We start from the raw sequence: 22,191 nt of genomic DNA on the forward strand, positions 1-22,191 counted from the left end.
ATGAAAAGGCTGCTCTTGGGCGTTGTGCTTGCGGTTCCCGCGTTCGTGGGCCTCGGAACGTCCACCTATGCCCCGAAGGCCGAGGCGGCTCCAGCCCAGAGCTGTGAGTGGGACTACTTCTCGGATGACACCTATTCGGAGATGGTGGGCAACGAGACCCAGACATGCAGCGGGCGGCGGTACCTCTCGGGCGTCCGGACGTCGTACTCCCGGCTGGTGTTCTGCTTTCCCTGTTGAGGAGTCTGGCCCGCGGTGTCCCACGCGGCGGTTTCCTTCCCCCCCGAAGAGCGGCCTCTTCAGGGGGGAAGTGGAGTGGGCCCTCCTCCTCCCAGGTCGTTTCCCGGGCGCGTGAGCCGCTCAGCAGCCCACGCCGCCCTGGCAGTACGGGACGACACCCAGCTCGGCCTGCACGCCGCCCAGGGGCGAGAAGCCGAAGTTCCACGGGCTGGCGCCCGCGCCCCACATCAGGCCCGTCAGCGTCACCCCGTTGCCGTTGAGGAAGAACACGGGGGAGCCACTGTCACCGCCGGCGCCGTTCTGCGTGGCGCTGGTCGCGATGTAGTTGCAGTAGAACGTGTGTGGCGTACCGCCCGAGTTCACCGTGGCGCACGCCCACTGGATGGTGCCGCTGGTGGTGCCCGTGGTGCGGCCCGTCTTGAACACCGTCTGTCCCTGGGAGGGGTACAGCACCTTCCCCGTCACTTCCGGCCAGGCGGAGATGTTCAGGTCGAACGCGCCCGGCGTCTGCACGACGTAGGTGGCGATGGCCGCTTCCCCGCGGAAGAAGGCGCTGTCGCTCGAGCGGCAGATGCGCCCCGCCGGGCAGCTTCCTCCGCTGGCGTAGCCGGGGTCCGTCGTCTCCGTCCCCACCAGCCACGGCGCCACCGCCTGGTACGCGGGCGTTGACTCCACCCCACCCTGGACCTGGGTGCAGTGCGAGTTGCTCACGAAGCCCAGCGTTCCGCCCTGGAGCGCGGGGAAGCCGAGCGTGCAGTACTTGCCCGGCGTCTCTATCTGCAGTCCGCCCCCCACCGGTGTCCATCCGCTCTGCACGTTGGTGGGGTTGATGGGCCCCCACTCGACGATGTCCACCGCGTCCCGAGCCACCGCCAGGCGCGCGATGGCCCGCTCGACGCTGGCCCGCGCCTCGGCCTTCTCGACGCCAATGGCCACCCGGTTCGACTTCTCGTCCACATCCGTGAAGACGGTGCCCGGCAGCGCGAGGACGTCCGGCGTGAGTCGCTCCTGCAGGGCCTTGAGCTGGGAGAACGTCCGCGTGGCGGGCTGAGTGACGACGCCCGCCTGGGGAATCCTCTCCGCGCCGAACACGGAGGTGATGGCACGGCGCGCGGCCGGCGCCGCGGTGGCATTCACCAGGCGCACCACGAGCCGACCCTTCTCATCGTGATACATGCCGCCGAAGCCCGGCACCTCGCGCTCCACCTCGAGCAGCGCTTCATCCAGCGTCCGGGGACGCGCGGCTCCACTGGCGGGCTCCGCGAGGACTCCCACGGGGCCTTGCGCGGGCCCACCGGCCCACGCTGCTTCACTCCAGCCTCCCAGACACAGCGAGGCACTCCCCACCACGACACGAAGAATCGCTTGCTGGCGCATGACGTTCGCCCCCCATGACATCGAGTGATTCCCGGCCAGTCACGGCGGACACATGCCGGGCCCTGCGGACCGGCACTCCATCACTTCATGCGGAGGACTTGAAGAGGCATTGCGGCTTTTTCTGGAATTTCATGACAAGGTCGCCAGGTCGTCATCCAAGTCCAGGCGCGTGCATCCGGCAGCTGCGTGGAGAGAGACCGAACGCTCGCGTGAAGGTCATCGTGATGCGGGACAGGTCACCGAAGGTGGACTCCAAGCAGGACATCCTCGGTGAGCGAGTTCGCACCCTGGGATTCCACGAGACGCCGCTCCGGGCGGTCATCGCGGACAACCTGCCCTGAGTCGTGGGCTGACCTCGCGCACCGGGTGTTAGCGTGCCGGCATGCCCACGCGCCTTCACCTCTCGCGGCTCGGCCTTGTGACTGCAATGACCGTGGGCTGCGGCTCTCAGGAATATGCCCGCCCTCCTGTCGACGACGCCGTCGGACACATCACGGTTGTCCGTCCCGCTGAGCGCTTGACCCTCGCTCCCGGCGTACCGGTGTCCATCGAGTGGGTGTCGACCGTCGCGGGGGCGGCCACGGTGGACCTGCTCGCCGACGCGGATGGTGATCCGGAGACGACTTCGGATCAGATTCCGCTCGTGCTCGGCACCGCGGCGGCCACGGCGCTGACGGTATTCGACTGGCGGACCGCCGACGTGCCGTTGGGCCGGTATCGCGTGCTCGCGCGCATGCATGACCGGAAGGGTACGCACGTCAGCATGGCGCCCGGCGTCGTGGAGATTGTCGAGCCGCTCCTCAAGGTGGAGAACCTCGAGGAAGGTGAACGGCTGAGGTACCCGCTGGCGTTGCTCACCGGAACGGTTCCCGCGGAGACCGTGAAGGTGTCCGCGGGACTGCGAGACGGGCCAATGCGCGCGTGGCCGGCGCTCGGCGGCCGGTTCAAGACGCTGGTGCCGCTCGTCCCCGGTGCGAACGACGTCCTGCTCGAGACGGGCGGTGTGCTGCACCGGTTCTCCGTCCATCACGAGCCCATGACGAACCCTCGCTTCGTTCGCTTCGTCTACATCCTTCCCGCCGACGGGGACGGGCATTTCGACGCACCCGCGGGCGAGCCGAACGACGTCGCGAGCGCACTGCGTCGGATCGGCACGGCGGCCGAACTCATGCAGACCTTCACGGCGGAGGCGCTCGATGCTCAGGGCCTGGGCCGCCGGACGTTCCGCATCGCGCGCGACAGGTCCGGCGCTCCCATCGTGGAGACCTTCCGCAGCAAGCTGACCACGGCGCGGGCGCGCGCCATGGATGACAACGTTCTGTGGAACTACTTCCACAGCGAGCTCAGCTCATTGTTCGACCGCGACTTGACCCTCGACGTGGTCATCATGTCGATGACGCATTTCGACCCGGCGCAACAGAAGGTGCTCGCGCATACGGCGCTCGGCGGCAACCGGCTGGCGCTCTTCGGGAGCGGCGCGTTGCATACGTGGGCCGAGTCGCTCGACGAGGTCGCCGCGCGGTTTCTCGACGGACGTCGCATCGACACGGCAGTGCTGCTCGACGACAGCAATGGGCGCGGCACCCACTGGGCGAATTACGCCACCGGTGTGGGCGCAACGCTGCATGAGCTCGGTCACTGCCTCAGCCTGCCGCATCCAGCCAACGGCAAGGGTGTGATGTCGCGCGAGTTCGATTTCTTCAACCGCACGTTCATGGTCGAGGAGCCCGAGAGCAGGACCTCGCCGCGCCTCGCGCCCGTGCTGGCCGAGTACGAGACCGGCTGGGATCGCAGCGGCGCGATGCGTCTGGGATTCCACCGCTGGCTCGAGCCCAACAACGTCCGCTATCGGGTCAACGGGAGGCCCAAGGTGACCGAGACGGCGACCCACGTCGTGCTCTCCAGCGCGGCGGGGGTGCGGCACATCGCCTGGAGCGTGAACCGCGACGTCGCCGGGCATGACGAGTTTCGCGATGCTCCGCCGCTGTTGATGAAGGAGATGAAGAGCGCGCTCAGGGAGCGCTTTCCGGGCGCGGCCACGCTCGGCGTGAGTGTGATTGACGCCGATGGCAACATCGCTGAGCGAGAAATCCAGCTGGGGGAGTGAAGGGGGATGCGTGCATCCCCAGGCGCCGACCTCACCTGGGGATGCTTCATTCCTACGAAGAGCCGAGGAAGCTCACAGCTCGTTGAAGATCATGAGCCCTCGGGAGGATTCGGCGGTGTAGACGTAGCCGTCGCCCGGGATGCGCACGCCGAAGAGGCCCTCGAAGACGTTGTCACCCCGGAGTGGGTCTGTCTCGCGGAAGACGTGGTGGTGCGCCACCTGGCGAAGCTGGGTGGGGTTGGAGACGTTCAGCACGCGCAGGCCCTCGTGGTACCACGCGACGTAGAGCAGGTTGCCGCGCAGGATGAGGTTGTGCATGGACGTGACCCGCCGCATCTTGAAGGTGCCAATCTTCACGATGTTCGCCGGGTCGGTGACGTCGAGCGCGCGCACATGGGAGCCGGGGAACTCGCCGCCTTCGAAGGCGATGGTCTTCCCCGCGAAAGTGCCTACCGCGTTGTGGTGGGCGAAGCCAAAATTGGGACGGACGAACCGGCCCAGCTCGCGGACGTCATCCATGTTGGTGATGTCGAAGATGGCGTAGCCGTCGCTGGAATCGCTGATGTACAGGCGCCCCTCGTAGACGAAGGAGTCGTGGGGGCCACTCGGGATGACGGTGCGCAGCACCGGGTCGAGTGGGTGGGTGAGGTCATAGACGAAGGTGCCGGAGATGGGGTCCATGGCGAAGAGCCAGTTGTCGTGGACCAACACCGTGTGCGCGCCTCCCGAGTTGCCCGTGGGCACGCTGCGCACGAAGAGCGGCTCGGCGGGCTGGGAGATGTCGTAGACGACGAAGCCCGAGGCACTGCTCGCGACGTAGAGCGCGTTGTCCTTGGCCCACACGCTATTCCAGAAGTTGTCCCCGGGCAGGCTGATGGAGGTGGTGCGCAAGGGGTTGCGCGGGTTGCTCACGTCGAAAACGGCGAGCCCACCCAGCTGGTCCTGGTGGGGGATGGAGACGACGTAGGCGTGCCCCTTGGTGACGTGGACGTCCACGGCCATGCCCGTGGAGACACGGTGCTCGGACAACAGCTCGAGCCCGCCCGAGGACTCGGGTTCGGCTTCCTGCCTGGCGACGCGGTGGGCCTCGAAGGTGCCGCCCAGGGAGAACTGGCCTCGGCGGCAATAGGCGAAGCAGCCGGTGAGGATGTTGGGGGACTTCGCCGCGCAGCCCGTCATGTTCATGACGAAGCCGGTCCGCGTCTGCTGGCCCTGCAGGACGAAGCGGTCCCCCTCCATGTCGAGCTTGAGCAGGGGCTGGTCATACATGGTGCTGGTGCCGCCGTTGTCGCGGAGTTGGAACCCGGCCGAGAAAGGGACGATGCGGATGCCGCCGTCCGGCAGGGCGCGCTCGCCCCGGAGGTCGGCCTGGTAGATGCCCTCCTGGGGCAGCGCGCCGAGCGACGGCATGTCGCACTGGGACAGGTCGAAGAGGTCGGCGCGGTCCAGCTCGTTGCAGATGGTGGGAGAGACGTTCCGGGGGTCGAACTTGCAGGCGGCCATGGCGCCGTTGTCGTCGAAATCCCCATGCTCCTCGAGCGGTACATAGGTGCCATCCCAGACATAGGGACCGGCATCGGCGCCCGCATCCGGTCCCGCGTCGGGGCCCTCATTGGGACCGGCATCGGGGCCCGCGTCGGGGGTCTCATGGGGGCCCGCGTCGCTGCCCGCGTCCGGTCCCGCGTCGGGAGTGGATGGGGAGGGTGGGTCGTCGTCGCAACCCGTCAGCGGCGAGAGACACAAGGTCGAAAGAATGAGCCCTAGGGTACGAAGGGAGCGTGTCAAGGAGGGACCTCGGAGGTAGGGGGGACTCCATGTGGCGTGTGGAGTGTGCCTGCCAACGGGGGGCTCAGGTCGTCGTACTTCCGGGGCGTGCGGGTCCTTGCTCCACGAGGGGAACTCAGGACTGGTGGCCGTCCAATCCCGGGTTTCCGGACACCCTGGTCGCTGATTTGCATCGCAACCGTCGCGCCCTCCGGAGCACGGACTCACGGAGGCTGGCGGGAACGGCCTCCTATCCCGGGAGGACACCCGCGCAGGTGCGCGTCGGCCCGTAGGGACTCAGGCCGCGCGCTCCTCGCGCACCGTGAAGTAGGCATGGCGTCCGGTGCCACAGCCGGAGCATGTCCACTTCGCCAGGACGAGGTGCTGCTCTCCGAGGACGACCTCCTCCAGCTTCGGTGCCCCGGCACCGGCCAGGCCGCACGCGCAGCGCACTCCGGACAGCCGCGCGTGCAGCTCGCCCACGGTGGCGAGCGACATGGCCTGAGCGGGGCTGTCCCCTTCGACGGAGGCGAATTTGCGCGAGAACGCCCGCTTGCGCCGCCGCGCCTGCATGTCCCGGAGGAACGCGCGCGGCCCGTCACCCATGAACATGAGGAGCCCGCCCAGCGCGAGGCCCCCCAGCCCCATGGCCACGCCGAACCAGGTGAACCCGGACTGGCCTCGGCCTTGGTTGCCGTGAGTCGTGCCGAGCGTCACCTGGTAGCCGGCGTGGGTCTCCATCCGCTTCAGGGCTTCCAGGTGCGCCATGAACCGGGCGGGCTCCACCGCGTCCGCGAGGCTGTGGTAGCGGTACTCGAGGAAGAGCACCTTGTCGCTGTCCTCCGTCCAGAACCGGTAGTCGAGTGCGCTGGCGGGTCCTTGGACGGTGTCCCGTTGGTGCCTGATGCGCATGGGATGGAGCGACTCGAAGCGGATGCGTTGCAGCACATTCACCGGGTGCATGATGGCCAGGGGCATGGTGCGCTGGCCGATGCGCGGTCGGGTGAGGTAGCGGGTGATGGTGGATGCGGTGAATTCGCGCTGCTGCTCCAACCAGAAGGACTCGATGACGTAGCGCTCCACCAGGGTGATGACGTTGTGCTCCGGGTCGTCCTGCACGGAGAGCGGCGCGGTGGCGCGAATCGTCGGGTCATCGCGCGCATGGAAGTTGAGGTACTCACGCTCCACGTCCTTCAGTGACGCGGTGGAGAGGTTTCGGCGCATTTGATTGGCACTCGGACCCTTCCAGTGCGTCGTCACGGTGAGGGTCACGGGTTGGCCGTCGGCGCTCTCCGTGTAGGACTCCTCCCGTTCCATCACGGGCTCCAGCCTGAGCGGCTCCGGAATCTCCACCAGTCCCGTGGTGGCCTCGTCAATCGGCAGGGCGCGGCGGAACGGCGGCGGCTCGAAGGACTCCAACGGACCGCGCTCGTGTGATGCCGTGGGGTCCAGCCAATAGTCATGCCCCTCCAGGCGCGCCTGGACGATGACGTGGTCGAACACGACGGGAGACGGATGCATCGACTCCACCGTCTGCTTCCAGGCGGAGTGGACGAGCGCCGGCCGGGCCTCGATGCCGAGCGCTCGCAGCAGCGTGACGAGCAGCAGCGTCTTGTCCTTGCAGTCACCAAAGCGCCGCGCGAGCACTTCCTCCGGAGCATGGGGGCGGTGCGAGTTGGGGCCCAGCTCCATCCCCAGGTAGCGCACTTCGTCCTGCACGAAGCGCAGCGCCCCGAGCAGGCGCGCGGAGGGGGAAGCGTGTGCCGCGCGCAGTCGCTTCACCTCTTCCTGGAGCGTCGGGGGCAACCTCGGGGGCGCCTGGTAGAGGGGCACGGCCCAACGCGCCACCGCGGCCCAGCTATCGAACTCGCTGAGCTGCAGCCAGGGCCAGGGCTGGTACCAGGAGGGGAGCGAGTCATCGATGCTGAGCGCCGGCACGTCGTGCTGCTCCCAGACGTACTCGCGCACACCGCCCGCCTCCTTCACGGAGGGAGACACGTCCGTGCCGTGTTGCTTCACATGCAGCCCGCGCGCGGAGGGCCATAGCAACCGGTAGCGCCAGTGGCCCAGGGGCGTGCCGTAGCGCGTTTCCACGGAGGCGAGGAAGCGGCCGTCGAAGACAGGGTTGTCGCCCTCGACGGTGAAGTCGTACTCGATGACGTCACCCACGCGCACGTCGCGCACGAAGATGAGCGCGGAGAGGGTGCCGTTGTAGAGCCGCTGCTCCAGCTCGCGCTCCTGCTGGATGACCTTCACGGCCTGGGGCTCCAGCACATCCTTGCGTTGCCCGCCGCGGTGCAACCAGACGCCGTGCAGGGTGAGACGCTCGAAGGATGGGTCGAACGTCACGTTGATTTCAGCGGCTTCCTCGATGCCGCCCTCGGTGAGGACGCGTCGCGCGTAGTGGGCATAACGCTCGACCCTCGGGCGCTCCGCGCGCACCTGGATATCGGCGAGCGCGTAGTGAACGCCCCCGGTTTCGCCCAGGGGCCGCGAGTCCCTCGTCTCCAGTGCGACCGGGCGCACCCAGGCCGCGGGAGGCTGGACCCGGAAGGAACGCTCTGCGTCCTTGGGGGCCGCGCTGGAGGGGAGGGTGAGGCCGAGCAGCAGGGCGGTGAGGGGCGCGAGGAGATGAACGGAGCGCATGCGAGGAGGGCGAGAATGGAGGCATGCCCCATGGGCTCGCAAGGACTCCGGGCGGGAGTCGAGCCATGCGCCGACGGGCGGGCCCGGAGCCATGCTTGCTCCGGGCCCGCGGTGGTCCCAGGGGTTACAGCAGGGAGATGCTGGGAGTGATGCCGTCGGAGGGGGCGCCATGGCCCAACTGGCCATCGGCGTTGTGGCCCCAGGCCCACACGGTGCCGTCATCACGTACGGCCAGCATGTGGTCGCCTCCCGCGGCGGCCGTGACGACCGCGCCGCCCAGCCCCTGCACCTGCCCCGGCGCGAGCGGATTGGACGTGGTGCCATTGCCCAATTGCCCCGATTCGTTGGTGCCGCCGGCCCACAAGGCGCCGGTGGCGCTCAAGGCCAGCGAGGTGTCCCCGCCACCGGCCAGCTCCACCAGGCCCGTCATCCCCACCTGTGCCGGTCGGGTGCGGCTGTACCAGCCAGCGGCGAGCAGCAGCGTGCCCCGCCCGCCGTCGCCCCAGGCCCACCCGGTGCCATCGAAGCGCACCGCCAGCGAGTGCGCACTGCCTCCCGCCACACTCACGACCCCGGTCAGTCCCTGCACCTGCACGGGCGTCAAGCGACGGTTCTTGGAGCCATCCCCCAACTGGCCTTCGTTGTTTTCGCCCCAGGCCCACAGGGTTCCGTCGGAGCGCACCGCCAGCGAGTGCGCGCCACCCGCCGCCACCTTCACGACGTCACCGAGTCCCGCCGCCTGCACCGGCGTGACGCTCTCGTAGCCGGCAGCGGGATTCCCCAACTGCCCGTTGGAGTTGTTGCCCCAGGCCCACACGGTGCCGTCGGAGCGCACCGCCAGGGCGTGGACCCAGCCCGCGGCGATGGACACGACTCCGCTCAGCCCCTGCACCTGCACCGGCACGGCGCCGCCGTTGCCCCACTCCCACACGGTGCCGTCGAAGAGCAACGCCAGCGAGCGGTCGCCACCCGCGGCGACAGCCATGACGCCAACAAGCCCCGGCACCTGCACGGGCGCGGGCCGGCGCGTCGTCGTCCCATCCCCGAGCTGGCCGGCGTAGTTGGCGCCCCAGGCCCACACGGTGCCGTCGTACCGCAGCACCAGGGAGTGGGACAGGGCCGCCGCCACGGAGGACGCCTCGCTCATCCCCTGCACCGCCACCGGAAGGAACCTCCCCGCGGGCGTCCCATCTCCACGCTGCCCCACGTCGTTGTTGCCCCAGGTCCACACGGAACCATCGGAGCGCAGGGCCATGGCGTGGTCCCGCCCCGCGGCGATGGCGGTGACCCCGGTCAGCCCTTGCACCACCGCGGGCGTGGTGCGGCCAGTCTTGGTGGCGTCGCCCAGTTGACCGCTATCGGCGTTGTAGCCCCAGGCCCAGACGGTGCCATCGGAGCGCGCCACCAGGGAGAACAGATTGCCCGCGGCCACGTCCACGGCTCCGGTCAGCCCCTGCACCTGCACGGGCGTGGAGAGCGGCCACGGAGTCATGGGCAGGTACGCGTTGCCCCAGGCCCACACGGTGCCGTCGGACTTCACCGCCAGCGCGTAATCCTCGCTCGCGGCGACAGCCGTGATGCCGGTCAGCCCCTGCACCTGCACGGGCGTGGAAGAGGAGGTGGTGGTGCCATTGCCCAGTTGGCCAGAGCCGTTGTAGCCCCAGGCCCACGCCGTGCCGTCGAAGCGCAGGGCCAGGGACATATTCCTGCCCGCGACCACGGCCACGGCCCCGGTCAGCCCCTGCACCTGGACGGGCGTGGAAGAGGAGGTGGTGGTGCCATTGCCCAGTTGGCCAGAGCCGTTGTAGCCCCAGGCCCGCACGGTGCCATCCGCCATCACCGCCAGGGAGTGATCCGTGCCCGCGGCCACCGCCGTCGCCCCCGTCACCCCTTGCGCCTGTACGGGCACAGGGCTGGATGTCGTGGAGCCATTTCCCAACTGACCGCTGCCATTGTATCCCCAGGCCCACACGGTGCCGCCAGAGCGGAGCGCCAGCGAGTGAATCGAGCCCGCGGCGACCGCCGTCGCCCCTGTCAGTCCCTGCACCTGGAGGGGCGCGGCGCTGTTCGTGGTGGAGCCATTGCCCAACTGCCCGTATTCGTTCGAGCCCGCCGCCCACACGGTGCCGTTCGGACGCACTGACAGGGAATGGTCCCTTCCCGCGGCGATGCGGGCGCGCGGCTTCGTGCGCGTGATGGGCGAGCCCACCGATGCTTCCTCGACAGACTCCCCCGTCGGTGGTTGGCCACAGCCCACCGCGAACCACAGTCCGAGGCAGACTCCCAGCCATCGGCTCATCCGCTGACCTTCGCTCCGTTGCATGTATCGCTCCTGATGTAATTGCCTGTCCGGCTGCACTGGCATTGCTCTGTTTGTCATGGTGAAACATCGGGTCTGCCGCGATGACGGCACCCGCCGCACCCGCATCGGGCGCGCCGGACCCTCCGCGGTCATCCACCGCGCGCTTCCTGGGGGACACGAGCGCGCGGCCCCTGACGTGCCCGGGCTTCGGTTTATTCTCGACCTCGTACAAAAAGCGGAACAGGGCTGCCGGTGACTCGCGGTGCTCGGATCGGGGCGGGATGTGCGGGGTGAACCGGTTCCAGGGCAGGCCATGGAATGATGGGCCGATGAACTCCGCATTCAAGGGTGAGCAGGCGAAGGCGGTCCTTTCCCGGTGGCATGAGCACTTCCGCGGCCGCCTGCGGGTGCCCACCGAGAGCCGGACGGTGAAGACCCGAATCGGGGACACGCATGTCCTGGTGGGCGGTCCAGAAGCCGGCCCCGATGTCGTCGTCCTCCATGGCGCGCTCGCGAGTTCCTCGCACGTCCTCCACGAGCTGGCTCCGCTGCTGGAGCGATTCCGTCTTCACGCGGTGGATGTCGTCGGCCAGTCGGTGAAGAGCGCGGATGTGCGGCCCTCGGTATCGAACAACGAGTATGGCGAGTGGCTACGAGATGTTCTTGACGGGTTGTCGCTCCAGCGTCCCCATGTGGTGGGTGTGAGTTGGGGCGGCTTCGTGTCCATCCGGCTCGCGGCCATCGCGCCCGAGCGCATCGACAGGCTCGCTCTGCTCTTCCCCGCGGGGGTGGTGAACGGCTCTCACTGGGAAGGGCTCACGAAGGTGGCCATCCCGATGATGCTCTATCGAATGTCCCCGACGGAGCGGCGCCTGAAGGCGTTCGTCCGGCACCTGCTCACGACCACGGATGACGACTGGGCGCCATTCCTCGGCGACGCCGTCCGCGCGTGCAACATGGACATGCGAGTCCCCGCGCTCGCGAAGCCGGAGGAGCTTGCGAGGTTGAAGGCGCCCACCCTCGTGCTGGCCGGGGATGGGGATGTGAGCTTTCCGGGAGAGAAGCTGCTCGCTCGCGCGCGGGCGCTCTTTCCGACCCTCAGTGACCAGGAGCTCGTCAAGGACTGTCGCCATTGTCCGCCCACGACGGACGCCTTCCGGCAATGGCTGGCGGGGCGCATCAGTGACTTCCTGCGGGCGAGCTGACGGTCCTTCGAGTCGCCGCTGACGCGTCAAGCACCCTCCTGACGCGTCAGGAACCCTGCTGACGCGTCAAGCGACTGATGCGAACCCTGACGTGCGTGTGATTGCCTCGGGGACTCGCGGCAGGGCGTACTGGCATGCCTTCTGCTTGGGTTTCTGACCGAATCATCACCACAAAAGGGAGGCTCGTTCGTATGAGCATCGTGCAGCCAATCTATACCGGCGGAAGCTACAATATCATCCAGACGGTATACCAGCTTTCGAGGTTCTCCGGCCTGGGGGACAGCCTGGAAGATACGGCCTCCAACATCGCGCAGCAGCTTGGGCCGATCATTGACGCTGCGTTGACGAGTCATAGTCAACAGTTGGGGGTGTGGACACGTGTGTGGGGGCCTTGCGTCTATCAAACCGACACGGACTGCAGCGGCAAGGGCAGGGTGTCCAAGGTGGCCGACAATGTCATGTACGCGGTCCACAATGCGCAAGCGGACTGCTATGTCGTGGCGATAGCGGGCACCAACGGGAACAGCGACACCGCGCACAATTGGTACGACACGGACTGCCTGGACAATAGCGTCACGAACACGGTGGCCTTCCCGGTGGGAATCACCCCGACGAACAGCACCAGTCCCAGTCAATTCAACGTGGGGAACGTTTCGCAGGGGGCGGCACGGGGGACCACGAATCTGCTGAACATGCTGGATTCGCAGACGAATCAATCGCTTCAGACCTTCCTGGGGGAGAAAGCGTCCTATCAGGCGACGCTGATCTTCGCTGGGCACAGCCTGGGTGGCTCGCTCTGCCCGACCTTGGCCCGCTGGCTCTATCAGAACGTCTTCGATGTGAAGCGGTGGGCCGCGCTCTATGTGCTGCCGACGGCCGCCCCCTCGACCGGAGATCAAGGATTCGTCAACGCCTTTACTGCGCTCTTTCCGCCGACGGCGATCTCCGGTATCGCGAATTATGGCTATTGGAACCAGGTCATCTGGAACCAGTACGATGTGGTGCCGCACGGCTGGACCAACTTGATGAACGTCCAGCCGTACAATGTGCAGAACGACGTGGTGTGGGATTACGTCGAGAACAAGTCGTGCCAGACGCTCTACGGCCCGCTCAGCGGCTTCCTGGGGCTCGATGCCAACCTTGTTTATGGCGCGATCAACCAGATGTACCAATTGCTGCCGAGCCCGAATCCCTACGTCAGACTGCCTTCGCAGAAGTTCACGCCGTCGCCGCTGCCTCCCCATCCGGGTAGCTTCAATGATTTCATGACGACGGTGGGGCAGCAGCACCTCAACGCCTATGATTCCTTCTTCGGGGTGACACCCAACGTGGCGAAATTGAAGGTCAGCCTGATGCCCTCGGTGCCCGGCGACGCATCCGCGACGGAGGAGCGTTCCGCGCCAGTGCGAAGCACCGCCTGATTCACGGCTTCCCGTGGGGCGGAAGTGTCCGGGAGCCACCCAGCACGGACTCGCCGCGCCACCGGTGTCCGCGGGGGCGCGTGTTGGCTCCCGTGGACTCCCCGCGAATCTGGCACGCGGGGCGGCGAAAAAATCCGGGGCCCTGAATCCTTTCTGGCGCGACGTGACTTCTCCTGGTGAATGGAGGGCGTCATGAAGCGAAATGTCGGGAAGGTGGAGCGGCTTTTCAGGGCCCTGGGCGGGTTGATGCTGGTCACGTGTGCGGTCCTGGCGCCGCTGCCGCTGGCCATCCGGGTCGCGACCTTCGGAGTGCTTGGGGCGTATCTGCTCTTCTCGGCCCTGGCGGGGAGCTGCCTCGGCTATGCCCTGATGGGCCGTTCGACGTGCCCCCTGGAGCCGGGGCGCTGATGGGCGCGGGGCACGGAGGGTTGCTCACTGCGGCGGCCCGGGGTGATGACGAGGCCCTCGCCGCGCTGGTGCGCACCTACCACGACCGGGTGTACCGGTTCGGCCTGCGCGTGTGCCGGGACGGTTACGACGCGGACGATGCGGTGCAGGAGGCCTTCACGAAGCTCGCGAAGCGCCCCGAGGTGCAGCGGGACGCCAGCGTCCTCTCGTGGTTGATGAGCGTGGTGCGCAACACGTGCCTGCGCATGCTCCGTCCCTTCGTCCGCGAGCGGCAGTCCCTGGGCGAGCATCTGGGGGAGGACGCTGGCCTTGTGCCTGACGCGCTCGACCCGCAGAAGGCCCTGGAGCGATGGGAGCTCATCCAGTCCGTCCATGCGGCCATCGCGGGCCTGTCACCGGCCTATCGCGAGGTGCTCATCATGCGAGACCTCGAGGGACTCTCTGGTGAAGAGGTCTGTAGGGCCCTGGGGCTTGAGCTGGCCGCCATGAAGACGCGGCTGCACCGTGCGCGGACCCAACTGCGCGAGGCGCTGCTGCGCCAGGGTGAATGGGGTGAGCACGGGAAGCACCTGAACTGAAGTTCGCGAGCAGGTGCCTTTCGCGGGCACCGGGTGTGTGGCGCCATCGGGCTTCATCGAGTGGGTGCGGGGACTGGATGGGGCCGGGCCGCTGCGCGGGAGCGCGACGCTCAACGAGGTCGCGCTCCCGGACAGCGGGCTATTGCAGGTTGGTGCCCGAGGTCAGTTCACGCCCCAGGAGGACCAGGTTCCCTCGTGACCGAGGTCGGCGTAGTTGAGCCAGACCTGCTGCCCCGCGGCGGTGTTCATGAGGGCGGTGTTCTCCGCCTCATTCCTTGGGGCCTTGAACTCGTAGCCCGTGGGGCACGTCCCTCCGGAGGTCGACGGGTCCCATGCTCCGGGGAAGGAGCTGAGCGCCCAGAGATTGCTCGGGCAGCCCGATGTGGTGCAGGCCGTGTTGGCCTTCCGGCAAGCGCGCTTGTGCGTCGTCCCGCAGGTCTGGTCCCACCAGGTGCCGTCAGCGATCATGGCGGCGCAGTGCTCGTTGCCATTGAAGTTGTTCGGCTCGGTGCTGTCCCAAGCCGTATATGCGCCGGGTGCCCAGCGACCTCCGCTCACGTTGTTGGAGCGATTGAGCCAGACGCGCTCGCCGCCGGCGACCGCGAACAATTCGGCATTTTCAGTCGGGTTTTCGGGGGCCGAAAAAGTATATCCAACCGGGCAGTTCTGCCACCACCAGCTTCCGACTGGGGAGAGGACCCACTTCGCGGGGCAGGCGCCGGAGGCACACGCCTCCAGTCGCTCACAAGCATGGCGTCGGATATCCGAGCATGGCGTGTCGTTCCAGGTTCCAGTGGGCGTCATCTCCACGCAGTGCTCGTTGCCGCCCGAGTTGTTGGGTTCGCCGATGCCCCAGTTGTTGTACCCGTCAATGACCCAGGTCCCTTCCTGGTAGCGGTCCGTGAAGTTGATCCACACGCTGTTCTCCGTGCCTGAGATGATGTTGGCGAGCTTCTTCGCCTCCCATCCATTGACCGGCGGAAGGAAGGAATAGCCCGCGGGACAGGCGGTGAGACCACCCCACCAGTTCCCGCTCGCGCTCGTGACGTGCCAGAAGGTGGAGTCGTATGGGCTGTTGGGGCCGTACTCGGTCGAGCTCGTCTTCCGGCAGGCATACTTCCGGGTGACGTCACAGGCGAGGTCGTTCCACCGCCCCGTGCCCGCCATGAGTTCCGCGCAGTGCTCGGTGCCGCCGGTGTTGTTGGGCTCGCCTTCGGAGAAGGACCAGATGGCGGGACCCATCGTGCTGTTGTAGTAGTTGTAGCCGTTCTCCGCCTCGCGGTCCGGGTCCGCCTCGACGTGATCCAGTGTGACGCTGAAACCACACGCTACCGCTCCAGCGACGTCGAGTTCGTTCCATGCGAGAGCGGGCTGGGGCAGCTCGAAGTGGTCCGTGATCTTGAGCTCGGAGAACTCCGTCCAATCGAGGCCCAGGGCGGAGGCGTTGCCCTCATATGAGCAGGCGTAGTACCCCGTGAACTTGCCGTTGTTGGGCCAGCCGGGTTTGTCTACTTCCGACTCCGAGAAGACAAGCTGACTGACCTGCTGGCCCCCCGCGGAGATGGAGGTGTAGTGGGAGCTGTGCTTGACGGAGACGATGACCCGCTTGCCCATGGCGACGAGCTGGCGCGGCGTGGGCCACTGGGAGGGGAAGAAGGCCTGCTTGAGCGCGGGGCCGAAGATGAGGTCGCCCGTCAGCGGCTTCGAGGTGTCCGGATAGTCCTTGTCGATGTACTGGACGAACTCGTTGAAGAACAGCGTTCGGGAGTGATCGCTGCCAAAGGTGTCTTCAATCCAGATGAGCAGCACTTCATTCTGGGTCTCGGGGTCCGTCAGCCATCTGCCGACGTGTTTGAGGACGTCGTCGACCGTGGTGGAGAACAGCTCGCCCTCGTGGTGGAAGCAGGGGATGCCCTCCTCGTTGGGGTCGTTCGAACAGGCCCGTGCAGTGTCAGAACCGCTCCAGGCGTCGATGGCCAGGTTCCTCACGCCCGATACTTGATGAAAATCGTCGACTCCCGAAAAAGGGGGGCGGACCCTAAGGGTTTCCCCCACGGGAAGTCAAACCGGCTCTTCCGTGGCTTGTCCGCGCATCCCAATGATGCTGGGCGAGTGCTGTCGGCCGACGAGCCTGATACACACGGTCCATCCTTGAATGGAGGGCGTCTGGGCGATGAATGCTGACGAGGCGACTGATGCGGCGCGGCGTTTTGTCGCGCGAGAGGTGAGGGCGGTATTGCGGCTGGCTTCAGGAGCGCGGAAGCACCCGAGGATGGCCGATGAATGGGTCGTCTTGTTTGACCGGAGTGGTGAGGATGGCTCCGTTTTCGATGGGCCGTTGATGGTGCTGGTCAATGACAAGACAGGGGTTGCCCGATTTCTTTGAATGCAGTGTGGTGTTGGCCGCCCAAACCCTGTCGCCTGGGAGGATGGGGCTGGAGCGACGGAGGCCCAACGCGCGGACTATGTTGCGGAACGGCGGAGCCACTCCTCGAACCGCGTCGGCCCCACACGAACTCCGTCGCCCGGCGTGAGCGACTGGTCGTCCAGCTCCACGCCAAAGTAGAGCGCGTGAGCATCGGCGATGACCTTGCGCCCGTCCTGCTTCGCGGTCATGAAGCGTTGGACCACGTCGACGAGTCGCACACGCTCCGGCCCGGCCACTTCGACGATGCCATTGACCGGCGCGCCCAGCGCCGCTTCGGCCACCGCGTCCGCCACGTCGTCCGACGAGATGGGCTGTATGAGCGCCGTGGAAACGCGCACCGTCTCGCCTTCCGTTCCCGCCTTGGCGATGCCGCCCATGAACTCGAAGAACTGCGTCGAGCGCACGAGGGTGTACGGAATCCGGCCGGCAGTGATGAGCTTTTCCTGCGCCATCTTGCCGCGAAAGTAGCCGCTGCCCAGAAGCCGCTCGGTGCCGACCACCGACAGCGCGACGTGGTGCTTCACGCCAGCCTTCTCTTCCGCCGCGAGGAGATTGCGCCCCGAGGTCTCGAAGAACTCCAGCACGGCCTTGTCCTCGAACGACGGCGAGTTCGCCACATCGACGACCACCCGCGCGCCCGCGAGCGCCTCCTCCAGGCCTTCACCCGTGAGGGCGTTGATGCCCGAACTGGGCGCGGCCGCCACCACCTCGTGGCCCTGCCCGCGAAGCCTCGTCACCACCTTCGTTCCGATGAGGCCGGTGCCACCGATGACCACGATCTTCATGTTTGCCTCTCCGTTGACGACGAGAATGTAGGCATGAAAGGGTCTGGCAGCCATGACAGATACCCCGGAATTTCTGCCAGTTTCGGGCGGGCAGCGCACCGTGCTCTTCGTCGCCTTTCCCGACATGGGGTTGCTGGACCTGACGGGGCCGCAGACCGTGTTCTGGGCCGCCTCAAAGGCCCTGGCGGAGTGCGGCTTGCCGGGGTACCTCCGCCACACGGCGAGCCTTGACGGTGGGCTGGTGCAGTCGGCGGAAGGCGTCGCGTTGCAGACGGTGCCGCTCGCCGCGTTCGCGAGAGTCCCTGTCGACACCGTCGTCGTTCCTGGCTCGCCGAACATCGAGCAGGTGCTGGCCCGCTCCGAGCCGCTGATTGATTGGCTGCGGCTGAAGGCGGCAGCGACCCGCCGCACCGCATCGGTCTGCAGCGGCACCTTCCTGCTGGCCCAGGCCGGGCTGCTTCACGACAAGCGCGCGGCGACACACTGGGCCATGTGCGACCTGCTGCGCGAGCGCTTCCCTTCAATCAAGATCGACCACGACGCGCTCTTCGTCCGTGAAGGCCCTGTGTGGACCTCGGCCGGCGTCAGTGCGGGAATCGACCTGGCCCTCGCACTGGTGGAGGCGGACCATGGACATGACCTGGCCATGAAGGTGGCAAGGGAGTTGGTCGTCTTCCTGAAGCGGCCGGGTGGGCAGTCGCAGTTCAGCGAGCTGCTGAAGTCGCAGACGAAGGACGGCGCCGCCTTCGATGAACTGCACCTGTGGATCTCCGACAACCTGGGCAGCGACAACCTCACCGTCGAAGCGTTGGCCGAAAGAGCCCGCATGAGCCCGCGCAACTTCGCGCGTGTCTACAAGCAGAAGACCGGCCGCACTCCGGCGAAGGCCATCGAGGTCCTGAGGCTGGAGGCAGCCCGGCGGATGCTGGAGGATTCGAAGCGAAACGTCGACCAGATCGCCCGCGTGTGCGGCTTCGGAAACGAGGAGAGGATGCGGGTGACCTTCCAGCGCAATCTTTCCATCTCGCCAAGCGACTACCGGAAGCGGTTCGCGACGTGAAGTTTTCCCGAAGAGATGCAGGAGGGGGACATCCACCGCGATGACACCGCTCCCTCCAGCAGCCGCGGAGGAGGGGCCCTTGGCGCGACGTCAGACACCGTGTGCGCCGCCCAGCCGCGTGGCCCTGGAAGAGGCGCGCGGACAGGGCAGGGGCGTGCCGTGCCCGCCGAGCTCAATGCGGTGGCGAGCGCTGTGTACTCAGTCCAGCCAAAATTCAGCCGTTTTCGTGACAACTTTTCCGTCTTCTCCAAATCGGACGGTCCGGATTCGATAGTTGTCCTTCTTTGCACTCTTTGAATACGACCAAACCGCGCCATAGGGTGGATCAAGCTCTTGCACGCGCAAGGGTTCACCTAGCGCATGTCGGACCTGCTCCTCGGACATGCCTGGCAGGATCGTACGAAAACCTCTGTCCGAATACCTGGCTGAATAGACGGTATCTTCGCCAACAATACAGGCCAGCAGCGCACCAGAAACACCATCCAAAAGAAACGCTCGCACCAACACCACCGCCGAAAGGACGACAACCACACCAACAGCCACACAGCCAAGGCGTCGTCCTCCGGAAGCACCTTTGGCCATTGCGTCATTTTCTCCGAGCGGACTCACGCAGCCGCCCCCAGTTGTTGTCTGCCTTCTCGTCCTTGAGGTATTCGTACCACGCGGTTTCCCTCCGACCAGAACCAAGTTGTTTGATGCCGGGCACTGTCCCTACGGCGAATCCAACGATCTGCTGGGTTGTCATCCATATCGCGCCCGAGCTGGGACTCTCCTGGAATCCGTTCGACTCCCTCGAGTGGGGGCAGAGCCGAGAGAGGAAGAGGCGAGCCCTCCGCGTGAGGCAGTTGAGAAGGCGGAACGGATAAAGAAGCGGAGGCCGCGACGGGATGGGGCCGGGCTGCTGGGCAGGACATTCGCGTTGGATGTCTTCGCCTGTGCCGGGTGTGGAGGCAGGTGCCGAGTATTGGCGTACCTGACGGCACCTGATAGGGGCGCGGACTGGGCAGGCGTGTGCCCAAGGGAGGTGCGCCGCGTCTGCACCGGCCCGTGGCACAGCCCGAGCGGCACCCGCCAGCGGCACTCCTCGGCGCCTCTGCATCTGCCACCACTCTCAACAGGGCCTCCATCTCTCCTATATGCTCTCCGACAGTCGACAGTGGAGACCATCGTGCCGGGAAGCAACGCCGTGGCGTCGTTCTCTCGCGGAAGCTTGCGCTCCATCCCGCATGGGATGAGTCTGAAGTCTTCATGCTGTAACGGCGACGGGAGGGTCTGGTGAAACGCCTGGGAGCCGCGGTGTTTGGACTGATGCTCGCGGGGGGGACGCTGGCGGCGTCTCCGCGCTCAGAGAATCCGGAAGGCTTCGTCCTCGAGCCCTTCCAACCCTGCGCGCCTTCCGGAGCCGGCTACCTGGCCTTCACCCCGGGTGGGCGACACATGCTGCTCGAAGAACCGGAGGATGCTGGAACGAGGCGCATCTGGGCCGTCGAGCCGGGCACCCGGACTCCCCCGGTACTCCTGACGGGCGCCGCGGTCTCCAACGAGCATCTCGCCTGCGGCGGTGATGCGTTGAGCACCTGTGTCGGCTGCCGGGGCCTGACTCCGGATGGCGGGAGCGCTCGGACCCTCGGCGTCGCGTGCCGATGGTACCGGGGTGACGGAGGCTCGGACGAGGTCCGGTTCCAGGGTGACTGGGCCCAGGGACTGGAGGGACCGTACTCCTTCGAGGTCCATCCGGAGCGGCACTCGGTCGCGTTGCGGAGCTCCGACAATGCAATCCGTGTCATCGAGCGTGACGGGGGAGTGTCCCCATCCCTTCGGATACCCGAGCTGCGGTGGGTGACGCCCATGGGCTGGGAGAAACAAGGAGCGCGCTACCTGCTTCGATTCGGGGTCTCCACGCTCCCTGGCGTGCAGTATTTCGCCGGTGACTACAATCCACCCGCCGAGAGGGAGCTCCTCAGCGCGCTGTGGGATCCGAGCACCGGTGTGGTGGGCGCGACGCAGGTGTGGCCGGACGATGGCGAGAGTCGCTCCTTTTCGCCCAGCCGTCGGCATGCCCTGGACCTCGACCCGAGGGATGGACGGGCGCCGGTGCTCGAGGAGGTGTCCTCCGGGGCCATCCGTCGGCCGAAGTTGCCCGAGCGCGTGCGGGATGCGGTCCTGGGGGCATCCGGAGGCATTCCGGCCTCCTGGGCGGGTGGTTCGCGGTGGCTCGGCGAGAGCTGGGTGGCCCTGAGCCTCGACCCGCTCGTCATCCTCGATGCCCGGACGCTGAAGCTCTTCTATCCGATGGCCCTGCGGACGCCCGTGACGCTCGAATCCTTCAGTCCGGACCTGCGCTGGGCGGTGGGTCGCGCGCCGGACGGAAGCTGCCAGCTCGCGAGCCTCCGACCGACGAACGGAGCGCAGGTCCCCAGACGTCCCTACCCGGCATCGTGGTGGCCCGAGGCGACCGCGGAGTAGCGGAGGAATGGCTCAATCCCACTCAGGTGCCGTGCCCCGTGTCACCGTGATGGCGCCGGGGCTATCCTCCCGGCATGTCCCACGTCGACTACGTGAAGATTCGTGGCTGCGAGGCCTCGGAAGAGGTGCGGCCAACACTCCTGAGGCGCGGCATCACCGCGGGCCCGGACCTTCACGAGAAGCAGAAGGTGGAGCAGGTGTTGCTGGCCGCCCTGGATGACTTTCCGGAGGCGCTCATCTGCGTGGTGTTCCAGGACACGTTCCTGGAGTTCGAGCACGGCGTGTTCCTGGCCTCCGATGACGGGCTCGACGAGGCGGAGGTCTGCTGGTCCTTGAAGGAGGATGAGCGGGTCGGGTTCTCGGTGCCGAAAGGGGAGGAGGCCCAGGTTCCGCTCTCCGTCGGCGCGGACAGCCTGCTCGACCTCTTCGACGGCACGACGAAGGATGCTTCCGCCGAGGAGCACCTGCTGCGTTTGCCCGAGCGCTTCTTCGAGCTCCCGAAGGCACTGCGGATGCTGGCGCATATCGCCGCGGTGCTCGAACCCGACCGGTTCCAGGTCCTCGTGGACATCGCCGGGCACTACTACGTGGCCACGCTGGAGCGGAAGAAGGGGGTCGTCCTGGCGCCGCTCTACCCCTGGGTGGAGGACGCCGAGGTGCGGAAGCTCATGCGCTCGGCGGTGGGCACTCCGGCGCCGGGGACGTTCGAGCCCTGCCCGAAGAAGGAGCGGGCTCGGGGCGGCTCGAAGCGGGACCCCCAGCAGCCCTTTACGACGGGCTCACTGAAGGCGCGCATGGACAGCGTCCAGGACGCCCCCGTCATGGTCCGCGCCGCGTATGGCAGCAAGACCTTCGTGGAGACTCCCGAGGCCTTCGAGCAGCTCGTGGCCGCGCTGCGGGCCTCGGAGAATGGGGGACCCCGGTTCGCCCCGGTGCGGAGCGCGCTGTACCAGGTGCTCTTCAATCACTGGCCGGAGAAGACTCGGCCGCTGCTCTTCTCCGGGCTGGAAGCGGAGCAGGACGACGCGGTGCGCGGGCGGCTCTACGCCTGCCTGTCGAGGGTGGAGGACCCGGCCGCGTACCACGCCCTGGCGCGAGGCATGAAGGTGGAGCCGCCCGGGGTGCTCGAGCGGCTGTCCCAGGTCATCTGGCGGCAGACGGCCACGGTGGAGCTGCTGGTCCGTGAGTACCTCGTCCCTTCATGGCCGGAGGACCGCGCGCTGGCGGACCGCCTCGTGAAGGTGCTGCGTGACGAATACGTGGAGATTCCGCCCGCATGGGTGTCCGAGGCGCCCGAGGAGCTGCTGAAGGTGCTCGGCCCCGTCCTCGCGAAGGCCTAGGGACACGGGGCATCACGCCCGCCACTCCGGGTCGAGGTCCGCCAGGTTCGCCATGCCCCTCCGCTGC

Annotated in this window: 18 protein-coding genes; 11 read left to right on the plus strand and 7 right to left on the minus strand. The window is 67.1% G+C overall.

All coding sequences use genetic code 11. The annotated features are described in order from the left end of the window. Positions 1-237: a DUF6289 family protein gene (locus HUA75_RS04695; protein ID WP_141645281.1), complete on the plus strand. Its 237-nt coding sequence runs from the start codon at positions 1-3 to the stop codon at positions 235-237. Between the two features lie 120 nt (positions 238-357). Here the strand turns inward: HUA75_RS04695 and HUA75_RS04700 are convergent, their stop codons facing one another. Continuing rightward, the gene (locus tag HUA75_RS04700; protein WP_174485642.1) at positions 358-1,614 is read right to left on the minus strand and encodes a hypothetical protein; all 1,257 of its coding nucleotides are present in this window, start codon (positions 1,612-1,614) and stop codon (positions 358-360) included. Between the two features lie 209 nt (positions 1,615-1,823). Here HUA75_RS04700 and HUA75_RS47460 point away from each other — a divergent pair, with 209 nt between their 5' ends. Continuing rightward, positions 1,824-1,955, plus strand: coding sequence for a hypothetical protein (locus HUA75_RS47460; protein ID WP_256433092.1), 132 nt, complete (start codon positions 1,824-1,826; stop codon positions 1,953-1,955). A gap of 41 nt (positions 1,956-1,996) precedes the next feature. Beyond that, positions 1,997-3,721: a hypothetical protein gene (locus tag HUA75_RS04705; RefSeq protein ID WP_174485643.1), complete on the plus strand. Its 1,725-nt coding sequence runs from the start codon at positions 1,997-1,999 to the stop codon at positions 3,719-3,721. Positions 3,722-3,793: 72 nt separating this feature from the next. Here HUA75_RS04705 and HUA75_RS04710 read toward each other — a convergent pair whose 3' ends face one another. The 3 genes from HUA75_RS04710 to HUA75_RS04720 all read right to left on the minus strand — a co-directional run bounded on the left by HUA75_RS04710 (position 3,794) and on the right by HUA75_RS04720 (position 10,454). Then, on the minus strand, positions 3,794-5,464 hold the full coding sequence (locus HUA75_RS04710; RefSeq protein ID WP_254627363.1) for an LVIVD repeat-containing protein: 1,671 nt from the start codon (positions 5,462-5,464) through the stop codon (positions 3,794-3,796). A 318-nt stretch (positions 5,465-5,782) separates the two neighbouring features. Continuing rightward, positions 5,783-8,131, minus strand: a complete 2,349-nt coding sequence (locus HUA75_RS04715) for a DUF3857 domain-containing protein (protein ID WP_174485645.1) — start codon at positions 8,129-8,131, stop codon at positions 5,783-5,785. A 124-nt stretch (positions 8,132-8,255) separates the two neighbouring features. After that, a complete protein-coding gene (locus tag HUA75_RS04720; protein WP_174485646.1) occupies positions 8,256-10,454 on the minus strand; it encodes an RCC1 repeat-containing protein in 2,199 nt (732 codons plus the stop codon). Positions 10,455-10,762: 308 nt separating this feature from the next. On the opposite strand from HUA75_RS04720, the gene HUA75_RS04725 reads away from it, so the two are divergent. The 4 genes from HUA75_RS04725 to HUA75_RS04740 all read left to right on the plus strand — a co-directional run bounded on the left by HUA75_RS04725 (position 10,763) and on the right by HUA75_RS04740 (position 14,045). Then, positions 10,763-11,638 carry an alpha/beta fold hydrolase gene (locus HUA75_RS04725; protein WP_174485647.1) on the plus strand — a complete coding sequence of 292 codons (876 nt, stop codon included), beginning with the start codon at positions 10,763-10,765 and terminating at the stop codon, positions 11,636-11,638. Positions 11,639-11,829: 191 nt separating this feature from the next. Further along, entirely contained in the window at positions 11,830-13,059 is a 1,230-nt protein-coding gene (locus HUA75_RS04730) for a hypothetical protein (protein ID WP_174485648.1), read from the plus strand. 192 nt (positions 13,060-13,251) lie between these two features. Continuing rightward, on the plus strand, positions 13,252-13,467 hold the full coding sequence (locus HUA75_RS04735; RefSeq protein WP_141645275.1) for a DUF2892 domain-containing protein: 216 nt from the start codon (positions 13,252-13,254) through the stop codon (positions 13,465-13,467). Then, on the plus strand, positions 13,467-14,045 hold the full coding sequence (locus HUA75_RS04740; protein ID WP_174485649.1) for an RNA polymerase sigma factor: 579 nt from the start codon (positions 13,467-13,469) through the stop codon (positions 14,043-14,045). The genes HUA75_RS04735 and HUA75_RS04740 overlap by 1 nt, the downstream gene beginning before the upstream one ends. Before the next feature lie 162 nt (positions 14,046-14,207). On the opposite strand, the gene HUA75_RS04745 is transcribed toward HUA75_RS04740, so the two are convergent. Beyond that, the gene (locus HUA75_RS04745) at positions 14,208-16,034 is read right to left on the minus strand and encodes a lectin-like protein (RefSeq protein ID WP_174485650.1); all 1,827 of its coding nucleotides are present in this window, start codon (positions 16,032-16,034) and stop codon (positions 14,208-14,210) included. Between the two features lie 184 nt (positions 16,035-16,218). Between HUA75_RS04745 and HUA75_RS04750 the strand changes: the two genes are divergently transcribed. Next, positions 16,219-16,431 carry a hypothetical protein gene (locus tag HUA75_RS04750; protein WP_141645272.1) on the plus strand — a complete coding sequence of 71 codons (213 nt, stop codon included), beginning with the start codon at positions 16,219-16,221 and terminating at the stop codon, positions 16,429-16,431. Between the two features lie 77 nt (positions 16,432-16,508). On the opposite strand, the gene HUA75_RS04755 is transcribed toward HUA75_RS04750, so the two are convergent. After that, entirely contained in the window at positions 16,509-17,258 is a 750-nt protein-coding gene (locus tag HUA75_RS04755) for an SDR family oxidoreductase (protein WP_174485651.1), read from the minus strand. A 52-nt stretch (positions 17,259-17,310) separates the two neighbouring features. Between HUA75_RS04755 and HUA75_RS04760 the strand changes: the two genes are divergently transcribed. After that, positions 17,311-18,318, plus strand: a complete 1,008-nt coding sequence (locus tag HUA75_RS04760) for a GlxA family transcriptional regulator (protein ID WP_174485652.1) — start codon at positions 17,311-17,313, stop codon at positions 18,316-18,318. Between the two features lie 198 nt (positions 18,319-18,516). On the opposite strand, the gene bamE is transcribed toward HUA75_RS04760, so the two are convergent. After that, entirely contained in the window at positions 18,517-18,927 is a 411-nt protein-coding gene (gene bamE, locus HUA75_RS47465; protein ID WP_174485653.1) for an outer membrane protein assembly factor BamE, read from the minus strand. Between the two features lie 666 nt (positions 18,928-19,593). On the opposite strand from bamE, the gene HUA75_RS04770 reads away from it, so the two are divergent. Together HUA75_RS04770 and HUA75_RS04775 are read left to right on the plus strand one after the other, a co-directional pair. After that, a complete protein-coding gene (locus HUA75_RS04770) occupies positions 19,594-20,784 on the plus strand; it encodes a hypothetical protein (protein WP_174485654.1) in 1,191 nt (396 codons plus the stop codon). Between the two features lie 74 nt (positions 20,785-20,858). Beyond that, the gene (locus tag HUA75_RS04775) at positions 20,859-22,124 is read left to right on the plus strand and encodes a hypothetical protein (RefSeq protein ID WP_174485655.1); all 1,266 of its coding nucleotides are present in this window, start codon (positions 20,859-20,861) and stop codon (positions 22,122-22,124) included. Positions 22,125-22,191 lie beyond the last annotated feature (67 nt).

This window comes from Myxococcus sp. CA040A (assembly GCF_013336725.1).
Lineage (GTDB): Bacteria > Myxococcota > Myxococcia > Myxococcales > Myxococcaceae > Myxococcus > Myxococcus llanfairpwllgwyngyllgogerychwyrndrobwllllantysiliogogogochensis.